33 protein-coding genes are annotated in these 21,608 nt (G+C 66.7%); 31 read left to right on the plus strand and 2 right to left on the minus strand.

What is annotated here, in order from left to right:
• Positions 1-92: 92 nt before the first annotated feature.
• Together JYK02_RS09105 and dnaJ are read right to left on the minus strand one after the other, a co-directional pair.
• Positions 93-821 (minus strand): HEAT repeat domain-containing protein, encoded by a 729-nt coding sequence (locus JYK02_RS09105; RefSeq protein ID WP_207050497.1) that lies wholly within the window; start codon positions 819-821, stop codon positions 93-95.
• Between the two features lie 79 nt (positions 822-900).
• Positions 901-2,082: a molecular chaperone DnaJ gene (gene dnaJ, locus JYK02_RS09110; RefSeq protein ID WP_207050498.1), complete on the minus strand. Its 1,182-nt coding sequence runs from the start codon at positions 2,080-2,082 to the stop codon at positions 901-903.
• A gap of 121 nt (positions 2,083-2,203) precedes the next feature.
• On the opposite strand from dnaJ, the gene JYK02_RS09115 reads away from it, so the two are divergent.
• From JYK02_RS09115 to rpmJ, 31 genes are all read left to right on the plus strand, one after another.
• A complete protein-coding gene (locus JYK02_RS09115; RefSeq protein WP_207050499.1) occupies positions 2,204-2,938 on the plus strand; it encodes a hypothetical protein in 735 nt (244 codons plus the stop codon).
• The gene (gene rimI / locus JYK02_RS09120) at positions 2,935-3,429 is read left to right on the plus strand and encodes a ribosomal protein S18-alanine N-acetyltransferase (RefSeq protein WP_207050500.1); all 495 of its coding nucleotides are present in this window, start codon (positions 2,935-2,937) and stop codon (positions 3,427-3,429) included. Before JYK02_RS09115 ends, rimI begins: the two co-directional genes overlap by 4 nt.
• Positions 3,430-3,598: 169 nt before the next feature.
• Entirely contained in the window at positions 3,599-3,970 is a 372-nt protein-coding gene (gene rpsL / locus JYK02_RS09125; RefSeq protein WP_014395857.1) for a 30S ribosomal protein S12, read from the plus strand.
• 170 nt (positions 3,971-4,140) lie between these two features.
• Positions 4,141-4,611 carry a 30S ribosomal protein S7 gene (gene rpsG / locus JYK02_RS09130; protein ID WP_014395858.1) on the plus strand — a complete coding sequence of 157 codons (471 nt, stop codon included), beginning with the start codon at positions 4,141-4,143 and terminating at the stop codon, positions 4,609-4,611.
• Positions 4,612-4,720: 109 nt separating this feature from the next.
• Positions 4,721-6,802 carry an elongation factor G gene (gene fusA / locus JYK02_RS09135; protein ID WP_207050501.1) on the plus strand — a complete coding sequence of 694 codons (2,082 nt, stop codon included), beginning with the start codon at positions 4,721-4,723 and terminating at the stop codon, positions 6,800-6,802.
• 139 nt (positions 6,803-6,941) lie between these two features.
• A complete protein-coding gene (tuf, locus tag JYK02_RS09140) occupies positions 6,942-8,132 on the plus strand; it encodes an elongation factor Tu (protein WP_143901324.1) in 1,191 nt (396 codons plus the stop codon).
• Positions 8,133-8,327: 195 nt separating this feature from the next.
• On the plus strand, positions 8,328-8,636 hold the full coding sequence (gene rpsJ / locus JYK02_RS09145; RefSeq protein WP_002633608.1) for a 30S ribosomal protein S10: 309 nt from the start codon (positions 8,328-8,330) through the stop codon (positions 8,634-8,636).
• A gap of 51 nt (positions 8,637-8,687) precedes the next feature.
• On the plus strand, positions 8,688-9,311 hold the full coding sequence (gene rplD, locus JYK02_RS09150; protein ID WP_014395861.1) for a 50S ribosomal protein L4: 624 nt from the start codon (positions 8,688-8,690) through the stop codon (positions 9,309-9,311).
• Positions 9,308-9,601 (plus strand): 50S ribosomal protein L23, encoded by a 294-nt coding sequence (locus JYK02_RS09155; protein WP_120523548.1) that lies wholly within the window; start codon positions 9,308-9,310, stop codon positions 9,599-9,601. Before rplD ends, JYK02_RS09155 begins: the two co-directional genes overlap by 4 nt.
• 38 nt (positions 9,602-9,639) lie before the next feature.
• On the plus strand, positions 9,640-10,485 hold the full coding sequence (gene rplB, locus JYK02_RS09160; RefSeq protein WP_120523547.1) for a 50S ribosomal protein L2: 846 nt from the start codon (positions 9,640-9,642) through the stop codon (positions 10,483-10,485).
• Positions 10,486-10,498: 13 nt separating this feature from the next.
• The gene (rpsS, locus tag JYK02_RS09165; RefSeq protein ID WP_014395864.1) at positions 10,499-10,786 is read left to right on the plus strand and encodes a 30S ribosomal protein S19; all 288 of its coding nucleotides are present in this window, start codon (positions 10,499-10,501) and stop codon (positions 10,784-10,786) included.
• A gap of 35 nt (positions 10,787-10,821) precedes the next feature.
• Positions 10,822-11,166, plus strand: a complete 345-nt coding sequence (gene rplV / locus JYK02_RS09170; RefSeq protein ID WP_014395865.1) for a 50S ribosomal protein L22 — start codon at positions 10,822-10,824, stop codon at positions 11,164-11,166.
• 41 nt (positions 11,167-11,207) lie between these two features.
• Positions 11,208-11,870 (plus strand): 30S ribosomal protein S3, encoded by a 663-nt coding sequence (gene rpsC / locus JYK02_RS09175; protein WP_014395866.1) that lies wholly within the window; start codon positions 11,208-11,210, stop codon positions 11,868-11,870.
• A 64-nt stretch (positions 11,871-11,934) separates the two neighbouring features.
• Complete coding sequence (rplP, locus tag JYK02_RS09180; protein ID WP_014395867.1) at positions 11,935-12,354, plus strand: 50S ribosomal protein L16; 420 nt, start codon at positions 11,935-11,937, stop codon at positions 12,352-12,354.
• 74 nt (positions 12,355-12,428) lie between these two features.
• Positions 12,429-12,635 (plus strand): 50S ribosomal protein L29, encoded by a 207-nt coding sequence (gene rpmC, locus JYK02_RS09185; RefSeq protein WP_120523545.1) that lies wholly within the window; start codon positions 12,429-12,431, stop codon positions 12,633-12,635.
• An 83-nt stretch (positions 12,636-12,718) separates the two neighbouring features.
• Complete coding sequence (gene rpsQ, locus JYK02_RS09190; RefSeq protein WP_169821648.1) at positions 12,719-13,045, plus strand: 30S ribosomal protein S17; 327 nt, start codon at positions 12,719-12,721, stop codon at positions 13,043-13,045.
• A 65-nt stretch (positions 13,046-13,110) separates the two neighbouring features.
• Positions 13,111-13,479 carry a 50S ribosomal protein L14 gene (rplN, locus tag JYK02_RS09195; RefSeq protein ID WP_014395870.1) on the plus strand — a complete coding sequence of 123 codons (369 nt, stop codon included), beginning with the start codon at positions 13,111-13,113 and terminating at the stop codon, positions 13,477-13,479.
• Between the two features lie 42 nt (positions 13,480-13,521).
• The gene (rplX, locus tag JYK02_RS09200) at positions 13,522-13,851 is read left to right on the plus strand and encodes a 50S ribosomal protein L24 (RefSeq protein ID WP_207050502.1); all 330 of its coding nucleotides are present in this window, start codon (positions 13,522-13,524) and stop codon (positions 13,849-13,851) included.
• Positions 13,852-14,027: 176 nt separating this feature from the next.
• Positions 14,028-14,681: a 50S ribosomal protein L5 gene (gene rplE / locus JYK02_RS09205; RefSeq protein WP_120523542.1), complete on the plus strand. Its 654-nt coding sequence runs from the start codon at positions 14,028-14,030 to the stop codon at positions 14,679-14,681.
• A gap of 26 nt (positions 14,682-14,707) precedes the next feature.
• Positions 14,708-14,893, plus strand: coding sequence for a type Z 30S ribosomal protein S14 (locus JYK02_RS09210; RefSeq protein WP_120523541.1), 186 nt, complete (start codon positions 14,708-14,710; stop codon positions 14,891-14,893).
• A gap of 169 nt (positions 14,894-15,062) precedes the next feature.
• Positions 15,063-15,461, plus strand: a complete 399-nt coding sequence (gene rpsH / locus JYK02_RS09215) for a 30S ribosomal protein S8 (RefSeq protein WP_120553366.1) — start codon at positions 15,063-15,065, stop codon at positions 15,459-15,461.
• Between the two features lie 64 nt (positions 15,462-15,525).
• Positions 15,526-16,092 carry a 50S ribosomal protein L6 gene (gene rplF, locus JYK02_RS09220; protein WP_120552130.1) on the plus strand — a complete coding sequence of 189 codons (567 nt, stop codon included), beginning with the start codon at positions 15,526-15,528 and terminating at the stop codon, positions 16,090-16,092.
• A gap of 108 nt (positions 16,093-16,200) precedes the next feature.
• On the plus strand, positions 16,201-16,557 hold the full coding sequence (rplR, locus tag JYK02_RS09225; RefSeq protein WP_143905919.1) for a 50S ribosomal protein L18: 357 nt from the start codon (positions 16,201-16,203) through the stop codon (positions 16,555-16,557).
• A gap of 22 nt (positions 16,558-16,579) precedes the next feature.
• Complete coding sequence (gene rpsE / locus JYK02_RS09230) at positions 16,580-17,101, plus strand: 30S ribosomal protein S5 (protein WP_014395877.1); 522 nt, start codon at positions 16,580-16,582, stop codon at positions 17,099-17,101.
• Between the two features lie 2 nt (positions 17,102-17,103).
• On the plus strand, positions 17,104-17,373 hold the full coding sequence (rpmD, locus tag JYK02_RS09235; protein WP_207050503.1) for a 50S ribosomal protein L30: 270 nt from the start codon (positions 17,104-17,106) through the stop codon (positions 17,371-17,373).
• A 16-nt stretch (positions 17,374-17,389) separates the two neighbouring features.
• The gene (gene rplO, locus JYK02_RS09240; protein WP_207050504.1) at positions 17,390-17,917 is read left to right on the plus strand and encodes a 50S ribosomal protein L15; all 528 of its coding nucleotides are present in this window, start codon (positions 17,390-17,392) and stop codon (positions 17,915-17,917) included.
• 134 nt (positions 17,918-18,051) lie between these two features.
• On the plus strand, positions 18,052-19,398 hold the full coding sequence (gene secY / locus JYK02_RS09245) for a preprotein translocase subunit SecY (protein WP_207050505.1): 1,347 nt from the start codon (positions 18,052-18,054) through the stop codon (positions 19,396-19,398).
• 90 nt (positions 19,399-19,488) lie between these two features.
• Positions 19,489-20,139, plus strand: a complete 651-nt coding sequence (locus JYK02_RS09250; RefSeq protein WP_207050506.1) for an adenylate kinase — start codon at positions 19,489-19,491, stop codon at positions 20,137-20,139.
• A 101-nt stretch (positions 20,140-20,240) separates the two neighbouring features.
• Positions 20,241-20,999 carry a type I methionyl aminopeptidase gene (gene map / locus JYK02_RS09255; RefSeq protein ID WP_207050507.1) on the plus strand — a complete coding sequence of 253 codons (759 nt, stop codon included), beginning with the start codon at positions 20,241-20,243 and terminating at the stop codon, positions 20,997-20,999.
• Between the two features lie 151 nt (positions 21,000-21,150).
• Complete coding sequence (gene infA, locus JYK02_RS09260) at positions 21,151-21,369, plus strand: translation initiation factor IF-1 (RefSeq protein WP_002614803.1); 219 nt, start codon at positions 21,151-21,153, stop codon at positions 21,367-21,369.
• A gap of 70 nt (positions 21,370-21,439) precedes the next feature.
• On the plus strand, positions 21,440-21,556 hold the full coding sequence (gene rpmJ / locus JYK02_RS09265) for a 50S ribosomal protein L36 (RefSeq protein ID WP_002633586.1): 117 nt from the start codon (positions 21,440-21,442) through the stop codon (positions 21,554-21,556).
• Positions 21,557-21,608 lie beyond the last annotated feature (52 nt).

Consider the following 21,608-nt stretch of genomic DNA (forward strand, 5'->3'; position numbering starts at 1 on the left):
GCGCCTTCCACCAACGCCGAGCGTGTCAGGTGTCCGACAGCCCCCCAGCCCCGCCGTCCGGGCCTACACCGCCGGAGCGGCTGGACGCCCGCTCACGGCCGGCGCTGGATGCGGCCGTCCTTGTCCAGGCTGTAGGGCTCCACGAGGGCGGCCTGCACCTTCTCCTGGTAGCCCTGCACGCCGAAGCCGCTCTCCGCCAGGGCCGCCAGCGCCACGGTCTGCACGCGGCGCGCGGTGTCCTCGGAGGTGAGCAGCTGGAGCAGGGGCTCGCGCGCCGGCTCGTACTTCAGGGGCCCCAGGACGTTGATGGCGGCGATCTTCACGTCGTCGGACATGTCCTCCAGGAAGGGGAGAACGGCCGGCGCCACGCGCGGGTCCTGCTTGCCCAGCACGTGGTGCAGCAGCACGACCTTCTTCTCCGGGTCGCGCGTGTAGCGCGAGGACAGGTGCTGGAGCGTGTCGGCGATGACGCCCATGAGCGCGTCCTCGGACAGCAGCTCCTGGAGGATGCGCAGCGCCCAGGACGTGGCCTGATCGCTCGTCTTGAGGAAGGCGCTCACCGGCGCGACGGCGTCCTGGCCGAAGTGCTTGATGAGCTCGAAGGTGTGCTCCTTCTCGTCCGCGTCGGTGGTGAGCGGGTCCACGGTGATGGTGAACCGGCTGAGCAGCACCGTGACGGCCTCGGGGTACTTCATCTCCCCCAGCTGCTGCAGGGCCTTCTGCCGCGTGGACGGCTCCCCGTACTTCTGGGTCACCTTGGACTTGAGCTTGAGGGCTTTTTCGGGGCCCGAGCCGCCCGTGAAGATATCGAAGAGACCCATAGGTACGTACCCGCTCCGGATTCGGATGGTGGAGGCGCCATGTAGGACGGTGCGCCTTCGAGGACAAGAGGCAAGACAACTACAACGACAGCTCCCGGCGCACGTCGCCCCGGTAGGCCCGCGCCAGCGTCTCCGCGGCGGCCCGGACCTCGTCCGTGGCCTCCTCGGGGACCTTCACCTGGAGCAGCAGGTACATGTCGCCCGGAGTCCCGCCCCGGAGCGACGGGACGCCGCGCCCCTTGAGCCGCATCTTGCGGCCTGACTGCGAACCCGCCGGGACCTTCAGGGTGACCTCACCCTGGAACGTGGGCACGCGCACCTCGCCGCCCAGCAGCGCCTCGGACACCGTCACCGGCAGATCCAGGTAGAGGTCATCGCCCTCGCGGCGGACCAGCGGGTGCTCGGCCACTTCCGTCTCGATGTAGAGGTCCCCCGGGGGACCGCCCTGGATGCCCGCCGCGCCCTGGCCCGCCAGCCGCACCTTGGAGCCTGTGACGACGCCCGCCGGGATCTTCACCGTCAGCCGGGTCGTCTCCTCCTTGATGCCGCTGCCGCCGCACTGGGAGCAGGGCTCCGGGGCCTTCCCGCTGCCGCGGCAGGTGGGGCACACGCCAGAACCGCCGAACATGGCCCCGCCCCGGCGCGCCCGGCCCGTGCCATTGCACGTGGGGCACGTCACCAGCTTCCCCGTGTTGCCCTCGCCGTGGCACTTGGAGCAGCGGCCCGGACGCTGGAGGGACAGCGTGCGCTCGGTGCCGGTGACGGCCTCCGCCAGGGACACCTGCACGCGGGTCGTCAGGTCGTCGCCGCGCTCGGCCGCCGTGGACCGGCTGCCGCCCCGGCCCCGGCCGAAGAGGTCGTTGATGTCGAAGCCCGCTCCGCCGCCGCCCGCGCCCGCGCGCCCGAAGATGTCGTTGAAGAGGTCCCCCAGGTCCACGCCCTCGGTGCTGAAGGGGATGCCGCCTCCGCCGCTGCCCCCGGCCGCCTGGGCGGCGCGGTACTGGCGGTAGGCCGCGGCCTTCTTCTCGTCGAAGCCGATCTTCTCCGCGTCTTCACCGAACTCGTCGTAGAGCGCGCGCTTCTTCGGGTCGCCCAGCACCTCGAAGGCGGTGTTGATGCGCTTGAACTTCTCCTCCGCCCCCTTGTCGCCGGGGTTGACGTCCGGGTGGTGCTGGCGCGCGAGCTTCCGGAAGGCCTTCTTGAGGTCGTCCGCCGAGGCCGTCCGTGGCACGCCCAGAATCTGGTAGTAGTCGTCAGCCATAGGTTTTGAGGGTGGTGCAGTACCCGACAAGGAAGAACGTAACCAGCGGGGCGGTGAGCGCCAGCACGGGATGTCGGGACAGCGCCGTGATGGTTACTGTCGCCGGAAGATGAGGAAGGCCATGCCAGCACCGCGCCCCCGCCGGACGGCCCCCTTGTGGCTGGCGTGTGGATTGCTCCCCACTGCGCTGGGGATTGCCCTGGGGTCCGGGGCGACCGCCCTTGCCGCCCCACCGCCGCCCGCTCCCGTCGTGGAGGAGGGCAGGGTGGTGGACCGGGTGGTGGCGGTCATCGAGGGCCAGGTCCTCACCCAGAGCGAGCTGGAGATGGAGGCCCGGGTCGCGCTGATCCAGCGGGGGGCCGTGCAGGCAGCCGCCCTGCCGCTGGACGAGCAGACGCTCCGGGGGGCCCTGGAACTGTCCATCAACCAGCGTCTTCAGGTCCTGAGCGCGGACCGCCTGCAGGCCTTCCCGGCCGAACCGGCGGAGGTGGAGGCCCGGCTGGACGCCTTCCGAGCGCGGCTGGGAGGGGAGGAGGCACTCCAGCGCTTCCTGGACCGGCATGGCGTGAACCGGGACGCCCTGGTGGCCGTGCTGGCGCGGGGCCTGCGGGCGGAGCGAATCCTCGACAGTCGGGTCCGGTTGAAGGCACAGGTGAGCGAAGCGGAAGTTCGTCACCACTATGACGCGCACCGGGACCTGTACCCCGGTGAGTTCGACCAGGCGGCGCGCACGGCCATCCGTGAGGAGCTGGTCCGGGCGCGCTACGGAGAGCTGGCGGCCCAGGCCCTGGCTGAAGTACGCAGGTCGGCGCAGGTGCGGCGGGTGGCGCCTTTCGCACGGGAGGCACGGCGATGAGACGGCTGCGGGAGGACGGGACGCCCGACAAGGCGAAGGGCTTCCTCATCCGGCAGATGACCGTGGACGACATGCCTGCGGTGATGGCGCTGGAGAAGGCGTCCTTCAAGAACCCCTGGTCCACGGAGCTGCTCGGGCGCGAGCTCCAGCACGACTGGTCCACCATCCTCCTCGTCGAGGAGCCCAAGCCCGAAGGCGGCGTGGAGCTGCTGGGCCTGGCCATCTTCTGGATCGTCCACGACGAGGTCCACGTCCTCAACGTCGCCACCGCCCCCGTGCACCGCCGCCGGGGCGTCGCGCGCACCGTGATGGAGGAGGTCCTGCGCCGGGGCGTGGCGCGGCGCTGCTCCCTGGCCACCCTGGAGGTGCGCCGGGGCAACGAGTCCGCCCTCAACCTCTACCGCTCGCTGGGCTTCCGGCCGGTCGGCATCCGCCCGAACTACTACGTGGACGAGGGCGAGGACGCGATCGTGATGGTCCTCGACTTCTAGCCCCGTAAGGGAGTAGAGCGTCCGGCCGTCGTCGAAGTCCTGGGGTCAGGCCATGCTTGACACCCGGGGGGCCCTCCCTATACTCGCGGGCCTTTTGTGTAGCCTGTAGGTAGATATGCTCCGCTTTCGTGTAGCCGGACGCGGGGTCCCCATCGAAGAAGAGGTTTCAGTGCCGACCATCAGCCAGCTCGTCCGCAAGGGCCGCGAGAAGCTCAACATCAAGGGCAAGAGCCCTGCCCTGAAGGAGTGCCCCCAGAAGCGCGGCGTTTGCACGCGCGTCTACACCACGACCCCGAAGAAGCCGAACTCGGCCCTCCGCAAGGTGGCCCGCGTGCGTCTCACCAACGGCATCGAGGTGACTTCCTACATCCCCGGCGTGGGTCACAACCTCCAGGAGCACTCGGTGGTCATGATCCGCGGTGGCCGTGTGAAGGACCTCCCGGGCGTTCGCTACCACATCATCCGCGGCACGCTGGACTCCGTGGGCGTTGCCGGTCGCAAGCAGAGCCGTTCGAAGTACGGCGCCAAGCGCCCCAGCTGATCCGGTTCCCCCGCGCGTCGTTGGCGCGGAACACCTTCGCGGTAACTGAAGAAGTGTCGGACGCTGGCCCCACACCCTGGGGAGTGTCCCTGGAAGTTCCCAGCAGTCGTTCTTGAAGCCCCTGAACAAGGCTTTCCTCCAGGCGAGGAGAGTGGGGCGTAAGGGAAGAGATGCCTCGTCGTCGCGTAGTCGCCAAGCGGAAGATTCTCCCGGATCCGAAGTTCCAGGACCGGCTCGTCACCAAGTTCGTCAACGACCTGATGCGCAAGGGGAAGAAGTCCATCGCGGAGGGCGTGTGCTACGGCGCCTTCGCCCTCATGGAGGAGCGCGCGAAGGAAGACCCCCTCAAGACGTTCAAGAAGGCCCTGGACAACGTCAAGCCCGTCCTCGAGGTGAAGAGCCGCCGCGTCGGTGGCGCCACCTACCAGGTGCCCGTGGAGGTCCGTCAGGACCGCCGCGTCGCGCTGGGCATGCGCTGGATCATCTCCTACGCCAAGGCGCGTGGTGAGAAGACCATGCAGGAGAAGCTGGCCGGCGAGATCATGGACGCCGCCAACAACCGCGGTAACGCGGTGAAGAAGCGTGAAGACACGCACAAGATGGCGGAGGCCAACAAGGCCTTCGCTCACTACCGCTGGTAGGTCCCGAAAGGGGCTTCGCGGTTGCCGCCCGGATGCGCTGCCAGCGTCCGGGCGGTTTTGTTTGTCAGCCCTGGCAGCAGTCCAAGAGACGTCCGGAAGGAACCGAGTCATGGCCCGTGAGTTCCCCCTCGAGCGCTACCGCAACATCGGCATCATGGCGCACATCGATGCCGGCAAGACGACCACCACCGAGCGGATCCTGTTCTACACAGGCGCCATCCACAAGATGGGCGAGGTGCACGAAGGCACCACCACCACGGACTGGATGGTCCAGGAGCGCGAGCGCGGCATCACCATCACCTCCGCGGCCATCAGCGCCTTCTGGGAGCGGATGGGCCAGCGCTACCGCGTGAACATCATCGACACGCCGGGCCACGTGGACTTCACCATCGAGGTGGAGCGCTCGCTGCGCGTGCTCGACGGCGCCATCGCCGTGTTCGACGCGGTGAACGGTGTCGAGCCGCAGTCGGAGACGGTGTGGCGCCAGGCGGACCGCTACAAGGTCCCGCGCATCTGCTTCATCAACAAGATGGACCGCGTGGGCGCGGACTTCGAGATGTCCGTCGGCACCATCAAGGAGAAGCTCGGCGCGCGCCCCGTGCGCATGCAGCTTCCCCTGGGCAGCGAGGACAAGCTCAAGGGCGTCATCGACCTGGTGCGCATGAAGGCGCTGGTGTTCCAGGACGCGGAGCAGGGCAGCCGCTTCGACGTCGCGGACATTCCGGCGGACTACCAGGAGGCCGCCGCCGCCGCGCGCGGCGAGCTGCTGGAGGCCGCGGCCGAGCAGGACGACGCGCTCACGGAGAAGTTCCTCAACGGCGACGAGCTGACCGAGGAGGAAGTGCGCGGCGCCATCCGCAAGGGCTGCGTGGGGCTGAAGCTGTTCCCGGTCTTCTGCGGCTCGGCGTTCCGCCACAAGGGCGTGCAGCCACTCCTGGACGCGGTGGTGGACTACCTGCCCAGCCCGCTGGAGATCCCGCCGATCCACGGCAAGACGCCCAAGGGCGAGGACGCCATCCGCGAAACGCGCGACGACGCGCCCTTCAGTGCGCTGGCGTTCAAGATCATGAACGACCCGTCCTTCTCGTCGCAGACGCTGACGTTCCTGCGCGTCTACTCCGGGAAGCTGGAGGCGGGCACGGCGGTGTGGAACTCCGTGAAGGGCAAGCGCGAGCGCGTCAGCCGGCTCGTGCAGATGCGCGCGGACAAGAAGGACGAGCTGACGGAGTGCTACGCCGGCGACATCTGCGCGGTGGTGGGCCTGAAGCTCGCGACCACGGGCGATACGCTCTGTGACGACAAGCAGCCCATCGTCCTGGAGCGGATGGAGTTCCCCGAGCCGGTCATCGACATCGCCATCGAGCCGAAGTCCACCGCGGACCAGGACAAGATCATCCTGGCCCTGCAACGGCTGGCCATGGAGGACCCGTCCTTCCGCGTGCGCACCAACGAGGAGACGGGCCAGACGCTCATCGCCGGCATGGGCGAGCTGCACCTGGAGATCATCGTCGACCGCCTCCTGCGCGAGTTCAAGGTGGACGCGAACATCGGCAAGCCGCAGGTGGCCTACCGCGAGACGGTGACGGCGACGAAGGAGGCGGAGGGCAAGTACATCCGCCAGACGGGCGGCAAGGGGCAGTACGGCCACATCAACCTGCGCGTGTCCCCGAACGAGCCCGGCAAGGGCTTCGAGTTCGTCAGCACCATCACCGGCGGTGCCGTGTCCAAGGAGTTCGTGGACGCCGCGCGCGACGGCGCGAAGGAGGCCATGCAGAACGGTCCCGTCGCGGGCTACCCCATGGTGGACGTGAAGGTGGAGGCCTACGACGGCTCCATGCACGACGTGGACTCGTCGGAGATGGCGTTCAAGATCGCCGGCTCGCTGGCCTTCAAGGACGCGGTCCGCGCGGCGAGCCCGGTCCTCCTGGAGCCCATCATGGCCACGGAGGTCGTCACCCCGGAGGCCGCCATGGGCGACGTCATCGGTGACCTGAACGGCCGGCGCGGGAAGATCCTGGGCATGACGCCACGGCCTGGCGGCGTGCAGGCCATCCAGGCGGAGGTGCCCCTGGCCGCCATGTTCGGGTACTCGACCGACCTGCGCAGCAAGAGCCAGGGAAGGGCGACCTACACCATGCAGTTCAAGCACTACGCACCGGCGCCGAAGTCAGCGCTCAACCCGAGCTACTGACCTCCTGGCCGTAGGGGGAGCCGCCGGGCGAATTCTGTTGACGTTCCAGCGGCTTTGAAGCACACGCAGCACCCTTCGGAAGTTCTCTCGAAGTCCTATACCGCCGGGGTTGCACCGGCGGCGTCGTGAGGAGCGGTTCATGTCCAAGGAAAAGTTCGATCGCAGCCTGCCCCACGTGAACATCGGAACGATTGGGCACGTGGACCACGGCAAGACGTCGCTGACGGCGGCCATCACGAAGGTGCTGGCGAAGACGGGCGGCGCCACGTTCCTGGCGTACGACCAGATTGACAAGGCGCCGGAAGAGCGTGAGCGCGGCATCACCATCTCCACGGCGCACGTGGAGTACAAGACGAAGAACCGCCACTACGCGCACGTCGACTGCCCGGGGCACGCCGACTACGTGAAGAACATGATTACCGGCGCGGCGCAGATGGACGGCGCCATCCTGGTGGTGTCGGCGGCGGACGGCCCGATGCCCCAGACGCGCGAGCACATCCTCCTGGCCCGCCAGGTCGGCGTGCCCTACATCGTGGTCTTCCTGAACAAGGTGGACCTGCTGGACGACCCGGAGCTGCGTGAGCTCGTCGAGATGGAGGTGCGTGACCTCCTGAAGAAGTACGAGTTCCCCGGCGACACCATCCCCATCGTCCCCGGCTCCGCGGTGAAGGCGCTGGAGGGTGACACCAGCGACATCGGCGAGCCGGCCATCCTGAAGCTGATGGAGGCGGTGGACAGCTACATCCCGACGCCGCAGCGCGCGACGGACAAGCCCTTCCTGATGCCGGTGGAAGACGTCTTCTCCATCGCCGGCCGTGGCACCGTGGCGACGGGCCGCGTGGAGCGCGGTGTCATCAAGGTGGGCGAGGAAGTGGAAGTCGTGGGCCTCCGCGCGACGCAGAAGACGGTGGTGACGGGCGTGGAGATGTTCCGCAAGCTGCTGGACGAGGGCCGCGCGGGCGACAACATCGGCGCGCTGGTCCGTGGCCTCAAGCGCGAGGACATGGAGCGCGGCCAGGTGCTGGCGAAGCCGGGCAGCATCACGCCGCACACGAAGTTCAAGGCGCAGATTTACGTGCTGTCGAAGGAAGAGGGCGGCCGTCACACCCCGTTCTTCAAGGGGTACCGTCCGCAGTTCTACTTCCGCACCACGGACGTGACGGGCACGGTGAAGCTGCCGGACAACGTCGAGATGGTCATGCCGGGCGACAACATCGCCATCGAGGTGGAGCTCATCACCCCGGTCGCGATGGAGAAGGAGCTCCGGTTCGCGGTTCGTGAAGGCGGCCGCACGGTGGGCGCGGGCGTCGTGGCGGAAATCATCGCGTAGCACTCAGCCCACCAGCTCTCCGGACGGCCCCTCGTGGGCGGTTCCGGGGAGCCGGTGGAAATCCAGTTGCAACCCATGGGGTGTGGTGGTACACACCGCGCCCCTTCGTTCCGAAGAAACGGTTCTCTGAAATCCAGGCGTTGACGGGCGTACCGCCTCACGGTTCCCAGAGGTCGTTCAAAGAGGTTCTTGCGAATGGCGACACAGAAGATCCGCATCCGGCTGAAGGCGTACGACTCGAAGCTCCTGGACCAGAGTGCTGGGGAGATCGTCGAGACGGCCAAGCGCACGGGCGCCAAGGTGGCCGGTCCGATCCCCCTGCCGACGCGCATCAACAAGTTCACCGTGTTGCGTTCGCCGCACGTGGACAAGAAGAGCCGCGAGCAGTTCGAGATCCGCACGCACAAGCGCCTGCTCGATATCCTCGAGCCGACCCAGCAGACGCTGGACGCGCTGATGAAGCTGGATCTGTCTGCCGGCGTTGACGTCGAGATCAAGTCCTAGGAAGCGGGATGGCGTCGGAGTGGTTTCACTCTGACCCCCGAGGAAAGTGCCATGGCGAAGTTTGACGTAGTCGACCTGGATTTGAAGAAGGTGTCGGAGATCGAGCTCTCCGACGAGATCTTCGGCGCCGAGCCGAACACCCACCTGTTCTACGAGGTGGCGAAGATGCAGCAGATCAACCGGCGCCGCGGCACGGTCGGGGTGAAGAACACCTCGCTGGTCAGCGGCGGCGGCAAGAAGCCCTGGAAGCAGAAGGGCACCGGTCGTGCCCGCCAGGGTTCGATCCGCGCTTCCCACTGGGTGGGCGGCGGCAAGGCGATGGCCCCCAAGGCCCGTGACTACTTCTACCGGCCGCCCCGCAAGGTCCGCCGCGGTGCCCTGCGCGCCGTGCTGTCCCTGCGTGCCCGGGAGAAGCAGCTCATCATCCTGGACGGCTTCAAGCTGGATGCCCCGAAGTCGAAGCAGGCCTTCGAGGTGCTCACGCGCCGTCTGAAGCTCCAGAACGCGCTGGTCATCGACGAGCGTGGCAACACCAACCTGCACCGCAGCGTGCGCAACCTGGCGAAGTTCGACGTGCTGCCGCCCGAGGGTCTGAACCTCGAGTCCGTGCTCAAGCACTCGCACATCGTCCTGACTTCCGCCGCCGCGAAGGCGCTCGAGGGGTCCCTGTCATGAACCTGAACGACGTCATCAAGGGCCCGCTCATCACGGAGAAGCTGGACAAGGCCCGGGAGAAGTTCCGCCAGTACTCGTTCATCGTGGACCGCAAGGCCACGAAGCACGACGTGTCCCGCGCGGTCCAGTCCCTGTTCAAGGTCACGGTGGAGGGTGTTCGCACCAACATCGTGCGTGGCAAGACGAAGCGGGTGGGCAAGAGCATCGGCCAGCGCCCCAACTTCAAGAAGGCGGTCGTCACCCTGAAGGAGGGTGACAAGATCGAACTCTTCGAAGGGGGAGCGGTCTGACGCCATTGGCGTCCAGATCCGCCTGAGAGGAACACACCATGGGCATCAAGAAGTACAAGCCGACAAGCGCCGCCCGCCGTCTGATGACGGTGTCCGACTTCGCGGACATCACCAAGGACTCGCCGGAGAAGTCTCTCACCGAGCCCATCAAGCGCTCTGGTGGCCGCAACGTCCACGGTCACATCACCCGCCGCCACCAGGGTGGTGGTCACAAGCGCCGCTACCGCGTCATCGACTTCAAGCGTCGTGACAAGGACGGCGTGCCGGCCAAGGTCGTCGCGGTGGAGTACGACCCGAACCGCACCGCCAACATCGCCCTCCTGCACTACGCGGACGGCGACAAGCGCTACATCCTGGCCCCCGTGGGCCTGAGCGTGGGCGACACCGTGTTCGCCGGCTCCGCCGCCGACATCCGGCCGGGCAACAGCCTGCCGCTGCAGAACATCCCGGTGGGTACGGTCATCCACAACGTGGAGCTGAAGCCGGGCCGTGGCGCCCAGGTCATCCGCTCCGCGGGCACCTCCGGCCAGTTGATGGCGAAGGAGGAGCGCTACGCCCAGGTCCGTATGCCCTCGGGCGCCGTGCGCAAGGTGCTCATCGAGTGCCGCGCCACCGTCGGCCAGGTGGGCAACATCGAGCACGAAATCATCCGCATCGGCAAGGCGGGCAAGAGCCGCTGGCTGGGCATCCGGCCCACCGTCCGCGGTCTGGCGATGAACCCTGTCGACCACCCGCACGGCGGTGGTGAAGGTAAGTCCGGCCAGGGTAACCCGCACCCGGTGTCTCCGTGGGGCAAGAAGACCAAGGGCCTCACCACGCGCACCAACAAGCGCACCGACAAGTTCATCGTGAGCGGCCGCCGCCAGGGCGCGCGCAGCCAGTAAGAGGATTTGAAACATGGCTCGTTCGATCAAGAAGGGTCCGTTCGTTGACGATCACCTCCTCAAGAAGATCGAGGGGATGATCGCGGCGAACAAGAAGGCGGTCGTCAAGACCTGGTCCCGGCGCTCCACGATTCTCCCTGAGTTCGTGGGTCACACCTTCGCCGTGCACAACGGCAAGAAGTTCATTCCGGTGTTCGTGACGGAGAACATGGTGGGCCACAAGCTCGGCGAGTTCGCTCCCACGCGCACCTTCGGCGGGCACTCGGCGGAGAAGAAGGTCGCCAAGGCCCCGGGCAAGTAGCCCGTACCTACGCCTGAGAGCCTGAGGAGATGACCATGGAGTCGACTGCACATCTGCGTCACCTGCGCATGAGCCCGCGCAAGCTGTCCCTCGTCGCGGCGCTCATCCGGGGCAAGCCTGTTGAGGCCGCCCTGAACATCCTGAAGTTCACCCCGCGCGCCGCCGCGCGGCCGGTGGAGAAGCTCATCAAGAGCGCCGTCGCCAACGCGACGGACCTGTCCAAGGGTCAGGTCGACGTGGATACGCTCTACGTCAAGACCATCTCCGTGGACCAGGCCGCCACCCAGCGCCGGTTCATGCCGCGCGCCATGGGTCGCGCGACGCCCATCCAGAAGAAGTCTGCCCACGTCCACGTCGTGCTGGCCGAGGCCAAGAAGTAGGACCCGTCGGGCCCCGCCCGGACGCACCAAGGAGATTCAGTTTGGGACAGAAAGTACATCCGATCGGGTTCCGGCTCGGCGTCATCAAGACCTGGGACTCCAAGTGGTTCGAGCACAAGAACTACGCCCAGTGGCTCCACGAGGACATCCGCATCCGCGAGTTCGTGAAGAAGTCGCTGAACCATGCGGGCGTGTCCAAGGTGGAGATTGAGCGCGCCGCCAACAAGGTGAAGGTCAACGTCCACACCGCGCGTCCGGGCATCGTCATCGGCAAGCGCGGCGCTGGCATCGAGACCGTCAAGAAGGACCTGCAGCAGTTCACCAAGAACGAGGTCTTCCTGAACATCGTCGAGGTCCGCAAGGCCGAGACCGACGCGCAGCTCGTGGCGGAGAACATCGCCACGCAGCTCGAGCGCCGCATCGCCTTCCGCCGCGCCATGAAGAAGGCGCTGCAGACCGCGATGAAGTTCGGGGCCAAGGGCATCCGCGTGGCCTGCTCGGGCCGCCTGGGTGGCGCCGAGATGGCCCGCTACGAGTGGTACCGCGAGGGCCGCGTGCCCCTGCACACCCTCCGCGCGGACATCGACTTCGGCTTCGCCGAGGCCAAGACGACCTACGGCAAGATTGGCTGCAAGGTCTGGATCTGCAAGGGCGAGGTCCTCCCCGGCAAGGGCGGCCAGGCCCCCCAGGCCACCAACCGGTAAGACGCCCCTGTGGGGCGGGCCCTAAGAAGCCCGCCCTGCACGGAAGGCACGAAGGACATCGACCATGCTTCAGCCTGCTCGAACCAAGTACCGCAAGATGCAGAAGGGCCGCATGTTCGGCTCGGCCCACCGCGGCAGCGACCTCACCTATGGTGAGTTCGGCCTGGTGAGCCTCCAGCCGGGATGGATCACCTCGCGGCAGATCGAGGCGGCCCGTATCGCGATGACCCGCCACGTGAAGCGCGGCGGCAAGATCTGGATCCGGATTTTCCCGGACAAGCCCATCACGAAGAAGCCCGCCGAAACCCGTATGGGTACCGGTAAGGGTGGCGTGGAGTACTACGTCGCGGTCGTCAAGCCGGGACGCGTGCTCTACGAGATGGAGGGCATGACGCAGGAGATCGCCACCGGTGCGCTGAAGCTGGCGCAGGCGAAGCTGCCGGTGCTCACCAAGATCGTGCGCCGCAGCGAGCTCTCGCTGTAGTCACGCACCGCTGGAACGGGCGCTCCACCTGGTGACAGGGGAGGGCGCCCGCTTCCCGCGCCGAGGAGACCAAGATGGCGACTGCCAAGGAACTGAAGGACCTGTCGACGGACGACCTGCAGAACCGCGCGAAGGAACTGCGCGACACGCTGGTCCAGGATCGGCTCAAGCGTCGGACCGGCTCGCTGGACAGCCCCGCTGAGGGCGTGCAGCACCGCCGTGATCTGGCCCGCATCCTCACCGTCCTGGGCCAGAAGGCCCGGGCCGCGAAGGCGGGGTAGTAGTAGCAGTGCATCCGCGGGCATCCGGGCTCACCCGGGTGTCCGTGGCCATCCGGGCAGAGGGCCCGGGTGCATGACAGACAGTGAGAACCAACATGGCTGAAGCGACCGAAACGCCCGCTGCCGAGACCTCCACCCGGGGTCGTCCCAAGACCCGCGTGGGCATCGTCACCTCCAACAAGATGCAGAAGACGGTGGTCGTCACCGTCCAGCGTCGCGCTCCCCACCCGAAGTACGGGAAGATCATGAGCCTGCGCGAGAAGTACAAGGCGCACGTCGAGGATCACGACTACCCGAAGAAGGTCACCATCAACGAGGGTGACCGGGTGCGCATCGCCGAGACCAAGCCCGCTTCGAAGGACAAGCGTTGGCGCGTGGTCGAGGTGTTGGAGAAGAGCAAGAACGTCTAGGTAGGCCACACCGTGTCCGTGCGCCATGAAGCGCGTGGACGGGTTCGAGCAAGAGGAGACTTCACATGATTCAGATGCAGAGTGTGCTCGATGTGGCCGACAACTCGGGCGCCAAGAAGGTGTTTTGCATCAAGGTTCTCGGCGGCTCCAAGCGCAAGTACGCCTCCATCGGCGACGTGATTGTCGTGTCGATCCGCGAGGCCCTGCCCAACTCCAAGGTGAAGAAGGGTGACGTCGCGAAGGCCGTCATCGTCCGCACCCGTCGCGAGGTGGGTCGTGCGGATGGCAGCTACATCAAGTTCGACGGCAACTCGGCGGTCCTCATCAACAAGGACCTGGAGCCCATCGGGACGCGCATCTTTGGGCCGGTCGCCCGTGAGCTGCGTGCCCGCAAGTTCATGAAGATCATCTCGCTGGCGCCCGAGGTCCTCTAAGAGGACGCAGGCCTGACGGCGAACAGCCAGAGTGAGGAAGCCATGCAGAAGCTGAAAGTCGGTGACACCATCCAGGTCATCTCCGGGTCTGAGCGCTCGGAGAAGACGCCGGCGACCAAGCGCGGCAAGGTGCTGAAGGTTGACCGGGAGGCGGGCCGCGTGACGGTCGAGGGCCTGCGCCTGGTCAAGCGCCACATGCGCAAGTCGCCGCAGTCCCCCGAGGGCGGCATCATCGAGAAGCCGGGCACCATCGCGCTCTCGAACGTCCAGGTGGTCTGCGCCAAGTGCGACAAGCCGACCCGCGTCGGCATCCGCAAGGAGGGGGAGACCTCCAAGCGGTTCTGCAAGCAGTGTGACGCCCTGATTGACTAGGGGTCGGTGTTCGGGCATGTATGCGCGCCCCTTGCCCCACCTCGTGGTGGAGCAAGCGGGCGTGCACGTCCAGAGGGCTGAAATGGTTGAGCCCTCCGGGTGTTTCCACGTTCTAGACGCAGGACTGATCGGACGCGCTGGGTCCATGACGGCGCCCCGAAGCAGAGGACTGAAAGATGGCTGACGAGAAGAAGGCCGACTCGAAGGAAAAGAAGAGCAAGAAGCGCGGCAAGGAAGAAGCCAAGAAGGTCGGCTTCGCCGCGAACATCGAGGAGGGCCTGAAGGCCCGCTCGGCGCGCCTCAAGGACCGCTTCCGTTCGGAAGGCGTCCCGGCGCTGATGAAGGAGCTGGGGCTCAAGAACCCCATGGAAGTGCCGCGGCTGGAGAAGATCGTCGTCAACATGGGTCTGGGCGAGGCGCTCGCCAACAACAAGATCCTGGAGTCGGCGGTGGACCAGTTGGCCGCCATCACCGGTCAGAAGCCGGTCGTGACGCGCGCGCGCAAGTCCATCGCGAACTTCAAGCTGCGCCAGGGCCAGGCCATCGGTGCCGCCGTCACGCTGCGCGGCGACCGCATGTTCGAGTTCATGGACCGCCTCATCACCGTCGCGCTGCCGCGCGTGCGTGACTTCAAGGGCGTGTCCCCGAAGGCTTTTGACGGGAAGGGCAACTACACGCTCGGCGTGCGCGAGCAGATCATCTTCCCGGAAATCAACTACGATCAGATCGAGAAGGTGAAGGGGCTCAACATCAGCTTCGTCACCACCGCCCCGAACGACGAGCAGGGACTGGCGCTGATGCGTCACTTCGGCATGCCGTTCCGTCAGTAGGACCGAGCCCAGGACTCCCATCGATCATGGCCAAGCTCTCCAAGATTGCTCAGGCGAAGCGCAAGCTGAAGTTCCCCGTGCGTCAGTACAACCGCTGCCCGCTCTGCGGTCGTCCTCGCGCCTTCCTGCGCAAGTTCAAGATGTGCCGTATCTGCCTGCGTCACCGCGCCCTGCGCGGTGAGATCACCGGCGTCACCAAGTCGTCCTGGTAGGCGCTGGACCCCGGAAGCCGTCCCTGTCCTGAAGAGGGCAGGGCGGTGCCGGGTTGAAGTGGAAGGGAAGTGGCGGTCTCCGCGAACCCCCGGGATGGGCCCGGCAGGCGTGGTGGCCGCGAGCGCGGTGTGCTCCTCAAGGGACCACCGCTTTGCTTGAAGGTGCTTCATGCCGGTCAATGATCCCGTCGGCGACATGCTGACCCGTCTGCGCAACGCTTCGCGTGCGCGGCACGACAAGGTTCTCATTCCCCACTCGAAGCTCAAGGTGGAGATCGTCAAGGTCCTCAAGGACGAGGGCTACATCGGGGATTTCACCATCCACGAGGTCGCGCCGCAGAGCGAGATCACCGTCCAGCTGAAGTACGGCCCGGACCGCAGCCCGGCCATCACCGGCATCCGCCGCGTGTCGAAGCCCGGCCTGCGCCGCTACGTCGCGGTGCGCGACATCCAGCCGGTGCTCGGCGGCATGGGCATCTCCATCCTCTCCACCTCGCGCGGCATCCTGGTGGACACCGAGGCCCGGAAGCAGAAGGTCGGCGGCGAGCTGCTCTGCACGGTCTACTAGCCAGGAGCCTGGGTGATGCGCTCCGCGAGGAGCGCGCCCCGGGCGACGACAGCACGAGGCAATCATGAGTCGGATTGGAAAACTGGCGATCAAGCTTGGCGACAAGACGAAGGTCAACGTCGCCAACCAGCAGGTCAACTTTGACGGCCCCAAGGGCAAGCTGTCCGTCAAGCTCCCCGCCAAGGTGAAGGTGGAGGTGAAGGACGGCCAGGTGACGGTGCAGCGCGAGGACGACTCGCGCGAAGCCCGCAGCCTGCACGGCCTGACCCGGACCATCCTCGCCAACGCGGCGAAGGGTGTCTCCACGGGCTTCGAGCGGCGCCTGGACATCCGCGGCGTTGGTTTCCGCGCGGAAGTGAAGGGCAAGGCCATCCACTTCTCGCTCGGTTACTCCCACCCGGTGGTGTTCAACCTGCCGGAGGGCGTGACGGCGGAAGTCGACAAGGTCTCCCGCACCGAGGACAGCCTTCCCACGGTGGGGCTCACGCTCCGCTCGGCGGACAAGGAGGCCCTGGGCGCCACGGCGGTCAACATCCGCTCGCTGCGTCCGCCGGAGCCCTACAAGGGCAAGGGCATCAAGTACTCCGAGGAGCGCATCCGTCGCAAGGAGGGCAAGACCGGTACGACCTAGTCGTCGCCGCGTCTTCGCCGAGCATTCAACCCCGCCGGGCCTTGAAGCCTGGCGGACTCATCCGGCGGCGGAAGGCCGCATCGCCGCCGGACGGAAAAGGAAGCAGCCATGTCCAAGACTGTCGATCAGCGCCTCAAGAGGAAGAACCGCATCCGCAAGAAGCTCTCGGGGACCACCGAGCGCCCGCGGCTTACGGTGTACAAGAGCCTCAAGCACATCTACGCGCAGGTGGTGGACGACTCCACCGGCCGCACGCTGGCGTATGCGTCGTCCCTGTCCAAGGAGCTGAAGGGCAAGGACGAGGGCGACAAGAAGGCCGACGCGAAGCGCGTGGGCTCCCTCATCGCGGAGAAGTGCAAGGCCGCCAACGTCGATGCGGTGGTGTTCGACCGCAACGGCTTCCCCTACCATGGGCGCATCGCTGCCGTGGCCGACGCCGCGCGCGAAGCCGGCCTGAAGTTCTAGGTACCAGAAAGGAATTCCTCAAGTGGCAACTCCGATCAATCCGAACGATCTGGACCTGACCGACCGCGTGGTGAACATCAACCGCGTGGCCAAGGTGGTGAAGGGTGGCCGCCGTTTCTCGTTCGCCGCGCTCGTCGTGGTGGGCGATGGCAACGGGCACGTGGGCGTGGGCCTGGGCAAGGCCAACGAAGTCCCCGAGGCCATCCGCAAGGGCGGCGAGAACGCGAAGAAGAACCTGTTCCGCGTTCCGCGCATGGGTCACACCATCCCGCACGAGATCCTGGGGCACTTCGGTGCCGGCTGGGTGCTCCTGAAGCCGGCCTCTGAAGGTACGGGCGTCATCGCCGGTGGCGCGGTGCGCGCGGTGCTGGAGGCGGCGGGCATCCGCAACATCCTGACCAAGAGCCAGGGTTCGCGGAATCCGCACAACGTGCTGAAGGCCACGGTGGCGGGCCTGAAGCTGCTTCGCAGCGCCGAGCAGGTCGCGCGGCTGCGTGGCAAGGACGTCGAGACCCAGAAGCTCGCGGGCGAGGCGAGGGGCTAGTCATGGCGCTCAAGGTTAAGCTGACGAAGAGCTTCTCGGGTTCTTCCGAGGACATGCTGGCCACCATCAAGGGCCTCGGTCTGAAGAAGTTCGGCGACGAGCGGCTGTTGAAGGACACCCCGGCGGTGCGCGGCATGGTGTTCAAGGTGAAGCACTTGGTCTCCCTGGAGAAGGTCAGCCAGGAGGCCCCGGCGCCCAAGCGCCGCAAGCCCCGGAAGATTGTCGCCCGGGACCGCGCCCTGGAGCGCCTGGCCGCCCAGGCCAAGGCCTGAGAACTGAGGATCCAACATGAGCATCCTGACCAATCTGAAGCGCCCTGAGGGCTCCTGGCACCGCAAGAAGCGCGTGGGCCGTGGCCAGGGTAGCGGCCTGGGCAAGACGGCCGGCCGCGGTGGCAAGGGCCAGAAGGCCCGCTCCGGCAACATGCGGTTCGAGGGCTTCGAAGGCGGCCAGAGCCCGCTGCAGCGCCGCCTGCCGAAGTTCGGCTTCAACCCGCCCAACCGCACCACCTACGCGGTGGTGAACCTGGGCGATCTGGAGCACACGTTCGACGCCGGCGCCACGGTGGACGAGGCCGCGCTGAAGCAGGCGGGCCTGGTCAAGGGCCGTTATGACGGCGTGAAGGTCCTGGCCCATGGCGAGCTCGCCAAGAAGCTGACCGTTCGCGTGAACAAGGTGTCCGCGGCGGCCCGCGAGAACATCGAGAAGGCGGGCGGCTCGGTGGAAGAGCTCCCGCTGGTGGCGCACAAGCCGGAGTCGGCCTCCAAGGCCCACGCCGGCAAGGGCGTCAAGGCTCCTCGCCAGCCCCGGGCGTAGGCGTGACCGGCGGCGCGCATCACGGTGATGTGGTGCGCGCCCCCAGCCTTGTGTAGGCTTCCGCGCCCCTTTCCGGAACCGGAGAGGGGCGTTTGTTGTTGCTGGCAGAACCTCTTGAAGAGGATGGCATTACCGTGGCCCTGAACGCCCTCGCCAACGTCTTCCGCATCGCGGAGCTGCGCAGCCGGCTTGCGTACACGCTCGTGCTGCTGTCCGTCTACCGCATCGGCATCTTCATCAACACGCCGGGCGTGGACCGCTCCGCGATGAACGCGTTCATGGACGCCCAGAAACAATCGGGCGGCCTGGTGTCGCTGTTCAACCTCTTCTCCGGCGGCGCGCTGGAGCAGATGTCCATCTTCGGTCTGGGCATCATGCCTTACGTGAGCGCCTCCATCATCATCCAGCTCCTGGCGGTGGTGGTGCCCAGCCTGGAGCGCCTGCAGAAGGAAGGCGCCGCGGGCCGCCAGAAGATCAACCAGTACACGCGCTACGGCAGCATCGTTCTGTCCATCGTTCAGGGCGTGGGCATCTCGCGGTGGCTGGCCTCGCTGGGCCGCTCCGACGCGGGGCAGGGCGGCTTCAACCAGGTGGTGGTGCCCAACGACAACCTCTGGTTCACCTTCATGACGGTGGTGAGCCTCACGGCGGGCACGGCGTTCATCATGTGGCTGGGCGAGCGCATCACCGAGCGCGGCATCGGCAACGGCATCTCGCTCATCATCTTCGCGGGCATCGTGGCGCGCGTGCTGCCCGGCGCGAAGACGCTGCTGGACCTGACGACGCAGGAGATCGTGAACGTGGCCGCGGTGCTCGGCCTGCTCTTCTTCATGCTCCTCATCATCGGCGTGGTGGTCTACGTGGAGCGGGGCATGCGGCGCGTGCCCATCCAGTACGCCAAGCGCATGGCGGGCCGGCGCATGTTCGCGGGCCAGGCCACCTACTTCCCCATGAAGGTGAACGCCTCGGGCGTGATTCCCCCCATCTTCGCCGGCGCGGTGCTGTCCTTCCCGGCGACGCTGGGTGCGTGGTTCCCCTTCCTGCAGGGCTTCCAGCGCAGCATCGAGGGCAACCTCTGGGTCTACAACGGCCTGTTCGTACTGCTGGTGGTGTTCTTCTCCTACTTCTACACGGCGCTCACGTTCCGGCCGGATGACGTGGCGGACAACATCAAGAAGCAGGGTGGCTACATCCCTGGCATCCGCCCGGGTCGGCAGACGGCGGAGTTCATCGAGCGCACGCTCAACCGCCTCACGTTCGGCGGCGCCATCTACCTGGCCATCATCTGCGTGATTCCGTCCGTCATCAGCAGCGTGCTCGGGGTGCAGTTCACCTTCGGCGGCACGGCGCTCCTCATCGTGGTGGGCGTGGCGCTGGATACGGTGCAGCAGATTGAAGGCCACCTCATCAGCCGCAACTACGAAGGCTTCGCGGGTCCGCGCGGTCCGCGCATCCGTGGTCGCGTTCGCGTGGCGGCCTGACAGCGGTCGGTTGTGTTCTGGGCGCCTCTCCCCAATGGTGGGGAGGGGCGCCTCGTCGTTCAAGGGTGGACGCAGGTACAAAGGATCGACATGAACCTCATCCTCTTGGGGCCGCCGAACGCCGGGAAGGGAACCCAGGCGAAGAAGCTCTACGCGGACTTCCAGATCCCGCAGATCTCCACCGGCGACATCCTGCGCAAGGCCGTGAAGGATGGCACGCCGCTGGGCAAGGTGGCCGGGCCGCTGATGGCCGCGGGGCAGTACGTTCCCGACGACGTCGTCATCGGCATCGTGGAGGAGCGGCTGAAGGAGCCGGACGTGGCCAAGGGCTTCGTGCTCGACGGCTTCCCGCGCACCCCGGGGCAGGCGGATGCGCTGGACCGGATGCTGGAGCGGCTCGGCAAGCAGTTGAACGCCGTGGTGTCGCTCGAGGTCCCGCACTCGACGCTGGTCGAGCGCGGCTCGGGCCGGCGGGTGTGCCCCAACGACGGGGCCGTCTACCACGTCACCCAGAGCCCGCCGAAGCGCGCGGGGCTCTGCGACAAGTGCAGCACGGAGCTCGTGCAGCGCCCGGATGACACGCCGGAGGTCATCGAGAGGCGCCTGCAGAAGTACGACGCGGAGACGTCCCCTCTGAAGGACTTCTACGCGAAGAAGGGGCTGCTCAAGAGCGTGGACGGCGTTGGCTCTCCGGAGGGCATCTACGAAGAGATCAAGAAGGCCGCCGGACGCCCCGCCTGAGTCCAGGCCGGGCAGCAGGCCGGGGGCAGGGCCGGTCCGGACTGCCGCCCCACTGGCCGCGGGTTCCCGACAGAGCAGCAGGCCAGTAGGGAAAGGGGCGCATGAACCCGGTGGAACTCAAGAGCCCGGATGAGATCGCCCTGATGCGGGAAGCGGGGCGCATCGTCTGTGAAATCCTGGATGAGCTGGAGAAGGCGGTCGCCCCGGGTGTCTCCACCTGGGAGCTGGACGCCCTGGCGGAGAAGCTCATCGCCCAGAAGGGTGCCAGGCCGGCGTTCAAGGGCTACCACGGCTTCCCGGGCGTTCTCTGCACCTCCGTGAATCAGGAAGTGGTCCACGGCATCCCCAACCGGAAGCGCCGGCTGGTGGCCGGGGACCTGATGAAGCTGGACTTCGGGGTCGTCTACCGGGGCTTCTTCGGGGACTCGGCACGCACGGTGCCCGTGGGGAAGGTGACGCCTGAGGCCCAGGCCCTGGTGGACGCCACCCGGCAGTCCCTGGAGAAGGCCATCCAGGTGATGCAGCCCGGCAACCGGATTGGGGACATTGGCCACGCGGTGCAGAGCCACGTGGAGGCCCGCGGGTTCTCCGTGGTCCGCGATTTCACGGGGCACGGGATTGGTCGGAAGCTGCACGAGCCGCCCCAGGTGCCCAACTATGGGCAGGCGGGCGCGGGGATGAAGCTGCGGCCCGGCATGGTCCTGGCGGTGGAACCGATGGTGAACCAGGGAACGCCCGACGTGGAGGTCCTGGAGGACGAGTGGACGGCCGTCACCGTGGACGGCAAGTTGTCCGCCCACTTCGAGCACACCATCCTGATCTCGGAGCGAGGGCCGGAAGTGCTGACCCGGCGCTCATGAAGGACCCCAGGACCCGGGGTGAAATAGGGTGATGTCAGAAGGTGTTGATAGAGGTCCAGATTTCAGATCGCGCGGCGCTTGCTACTTACGGACCAAAGTGTTATCCCGCCGCGCTTCCAGAAGGTTCGTGGTCCGGGAAGAAGGTTGACGCTTGCCGAAGGATGATTCCATCGAAGTCGAGGGGACCGTCATGGAACCCCTACCGAACGCGATGTTCCGCGTGGTGCTGGACAACGGCCACAAGGTGCTCGCGCACATCTCGGGCAAGATGCGGATGCACTTCATCCGTATCCTCCCGGGCGACAAGGTGAAGGTCGAGTTGTCGCCGTATGACCTGACCCGTGGACGGATCACGTACCGGGCCAAGTAATTCGCGCCGGCCGCCTGTGCGGACCGGCTGTTGTGCTTTTCTCCGCTGCTGAAGGAAGGAAGTTCGCTCCATGAAGGTTCGGGCGTCCGTCAAGAAGATCTGCGACAAGTGCAAGGTTGTCCGCCGCAAGGGCATCGTGCGCGTCATTTGCGCCTCCAACCCCCGGCACAAGCAGCGCCAGGGCTGAGAGTCCCCAGGGACTCTTAAGCCTCAGACCAACTCCAAAACGAAGGAAGACC

Origin of the sequence: Corallococcus macrosporus, from assembly GCF_017302985.1 — a bacterium.
GTDB classification, from domain to species: Bacteria; Myxococcota; Myxococcia; order Myxococcales; family Myxococcaceae; genus Corallococcus; species Corallococcus macrosporus_A.

Excerpts from the sequence above, each read along its gene's own strand:
- dnaJ (WP_207050498.1), bottom strand. The coding sequence starts at position 2,082 with ATGGCTGACGACTACTACCAGATTCTGGGCGTGCCACGGACGGCCTCG.
- rplX (WP_207050502.1), top strand. The coding sequence starts at position 13,522 with ATGCAGAAGCTGAAAGTCGGTGACACCATCCAGGTCATCTCCGGGTCT.
- rpmC (WP_120523545.1), top strand. The coding sequence starts at position 12,429 with ATGGCGACTGCCAAGGAACTGAAGGACCTGTCGACGGACGACCTGCAG.
- rpsH (WP_120553366.1), top strand. The coding sequence starts at position 15,063 with ATGCCGGTCAATGATCCCGTCGGCGACATGCTGACCCGTCTGCGCAAC.
- rplP (WP_014395867.1), top strand. The coding sequence starts at position 11,935 with ATGCTTCAGCCTGCTCGAACCAAGTACCGCAAGATGCAGAAGGGCCGC.
- rplD (WP_014395861.1), top strand. The coding sequence starts at position 8,688 with ATGGCGAAGTTTGACGTAGTCGACCTGGATTTGAAGAAGGTGTCGGAG.
- JYK02_RS09210 (WP_120523541.1), top strand. The coding sequence starts at position 14,708 with ATGGCCAAGCTCTCCAAGATTGCTCAGGCGAAGCGCAAGCTGAAGTTC.
- tuf (WP_143901324.1), top strand. The coding sequence starts at position 6,942 with ATGTCCAAGGAAAAGTTCGATCGCAGCCTGCCCCACGTGAACATCGGA.
- JYK02_RS09115 (WP_207050499.1), top strand. The coding sequence starts at position 2,204 with ATGCCAGCACCGCGCCCCCGCCGGACGGCCCCCTTGTGGCTGGCGTGT.
- rpsG (WP_014395858.1), top strand. The coding sequence starts at position 4,141 with ATGCCTCGTCGTCGCGTAGTCGCCAAGCGGAAGATTCTCCCGGATCCG.
- map (WP_207050507.1), top strand. The coding sequence starts at position 20,241 with ATGAACCCGGTGGAACTCAAGAGCCCGGATGAGATCGCCCTGATGCGG.
- rplO (WP_207050504.1), top strand. The coding sequence starts at position 17,390 with ATGAGCATCCTGACCAATCTGAAGCGCCCTGAGGGCTCCTGGCACCGC.
- JYK02_RS09105 (WP_207050497.1), bottom strand. The coding sequence starts at position 821 with ATGGGTCTCTTCGATATCTTCACGGGCGGCTCGGGCCCCGAAAAAGCC.
- rpsJ (WP_002633608.1), top strand. The coding sequence starts at position 8,328 with ATGGCGACACAGAAGATCCGCATCCGGCTGAAGGCGTACGACTCGAAG.
- rplN (WP_014395870.1), top strand. The coding sequence starts at position 13,111 with ATGATTCAGATGCAGAGTGTGCTCGATGTGGCCGACAACTCGGGCGCC.
- rpmJ (WP_002633586.1), top strand. The coding sequence starts at position 21,440 with ATGAAGGTTCGGGCGTCCGTCAAGAAGATCTGCGACAAGTGCAAGGTT.
- rplF (WP_120552130.1), top strand. The coding sequence starts at position 15,526 with ATGAGTCGGATTGGAAAACTGGCGATCAAGCTTGGCGACAAGACGAAG.
- rplR (WP_143905919.1), top strand. The coding sequence starts at position 16,201 with ATGTCCAAGACTGTCGATCAGCGCCTCAAGAGGAAGAACCGCATCCGC.
- JYK02_RS09155 (WP_120523548.1), top strand. The coding sequence starts at position 9,308 with ATGAACCTGAACGACGTCATCAAGGGCCCGCTCATCACGGAGAAGCTG.
- rpsS (WP_014395864.1), top strand. The coding sequence starts at position 10,499 with ATGGCTCGTTCGATCAAGAAGGGTCCGTTCGTTGACGATCACCTCCTC.
- fusA (WP_207050501.1), top strand. The coding sequence starts at position 4,721 with ATGGCCCGTGAGTTCCCCCTCGAGCGCTACCGCAACATCGGCATCATG.
- rplV (WP_014395865.1), top strand. The coding sequence starts at position 10,822 with ATGGAGTCGACTGCACATCTGCGTCACCTGCGCATGAGCCCGCGCAAG.
- rpmD (WP_207050503.1), top strand. The coding sequence starts at position 17,104 with ATGGCGCTCAAGGTTAAGCTGACGAAGAGCTTCTCGGGTTCTTCCGAG.
- JYK02_RS09250 (WP_207050506.1), top strand. The coding sequence starts at position 19,489 with ATGAACCTCATCCTCTTGGGGCCGCCGAACGCCGGGAAGGGAACCCAG.
- rplB (WP_120523547.1), top strand. The coding sequence starts at position 9,640 with ATGGGCATCAAGAAGTACAAGCCGACAAGCGCCGCCCGCCGTCTGATG.
- rplE (WP_120523542.1), top strand. The coding sequence starts at position 14,028 with ATGGCTGACGAGAAGAAGGCCGACTCGAAGGAAAAGAAGAGCAAGAAG.
- rimI (WP_207050500.1), top strand. The coding sequence starts at position 2,935 with ATGAGACGGCTGCGGGAGGACGGGACGCCCGACAAGGCGAAGGGCTTC.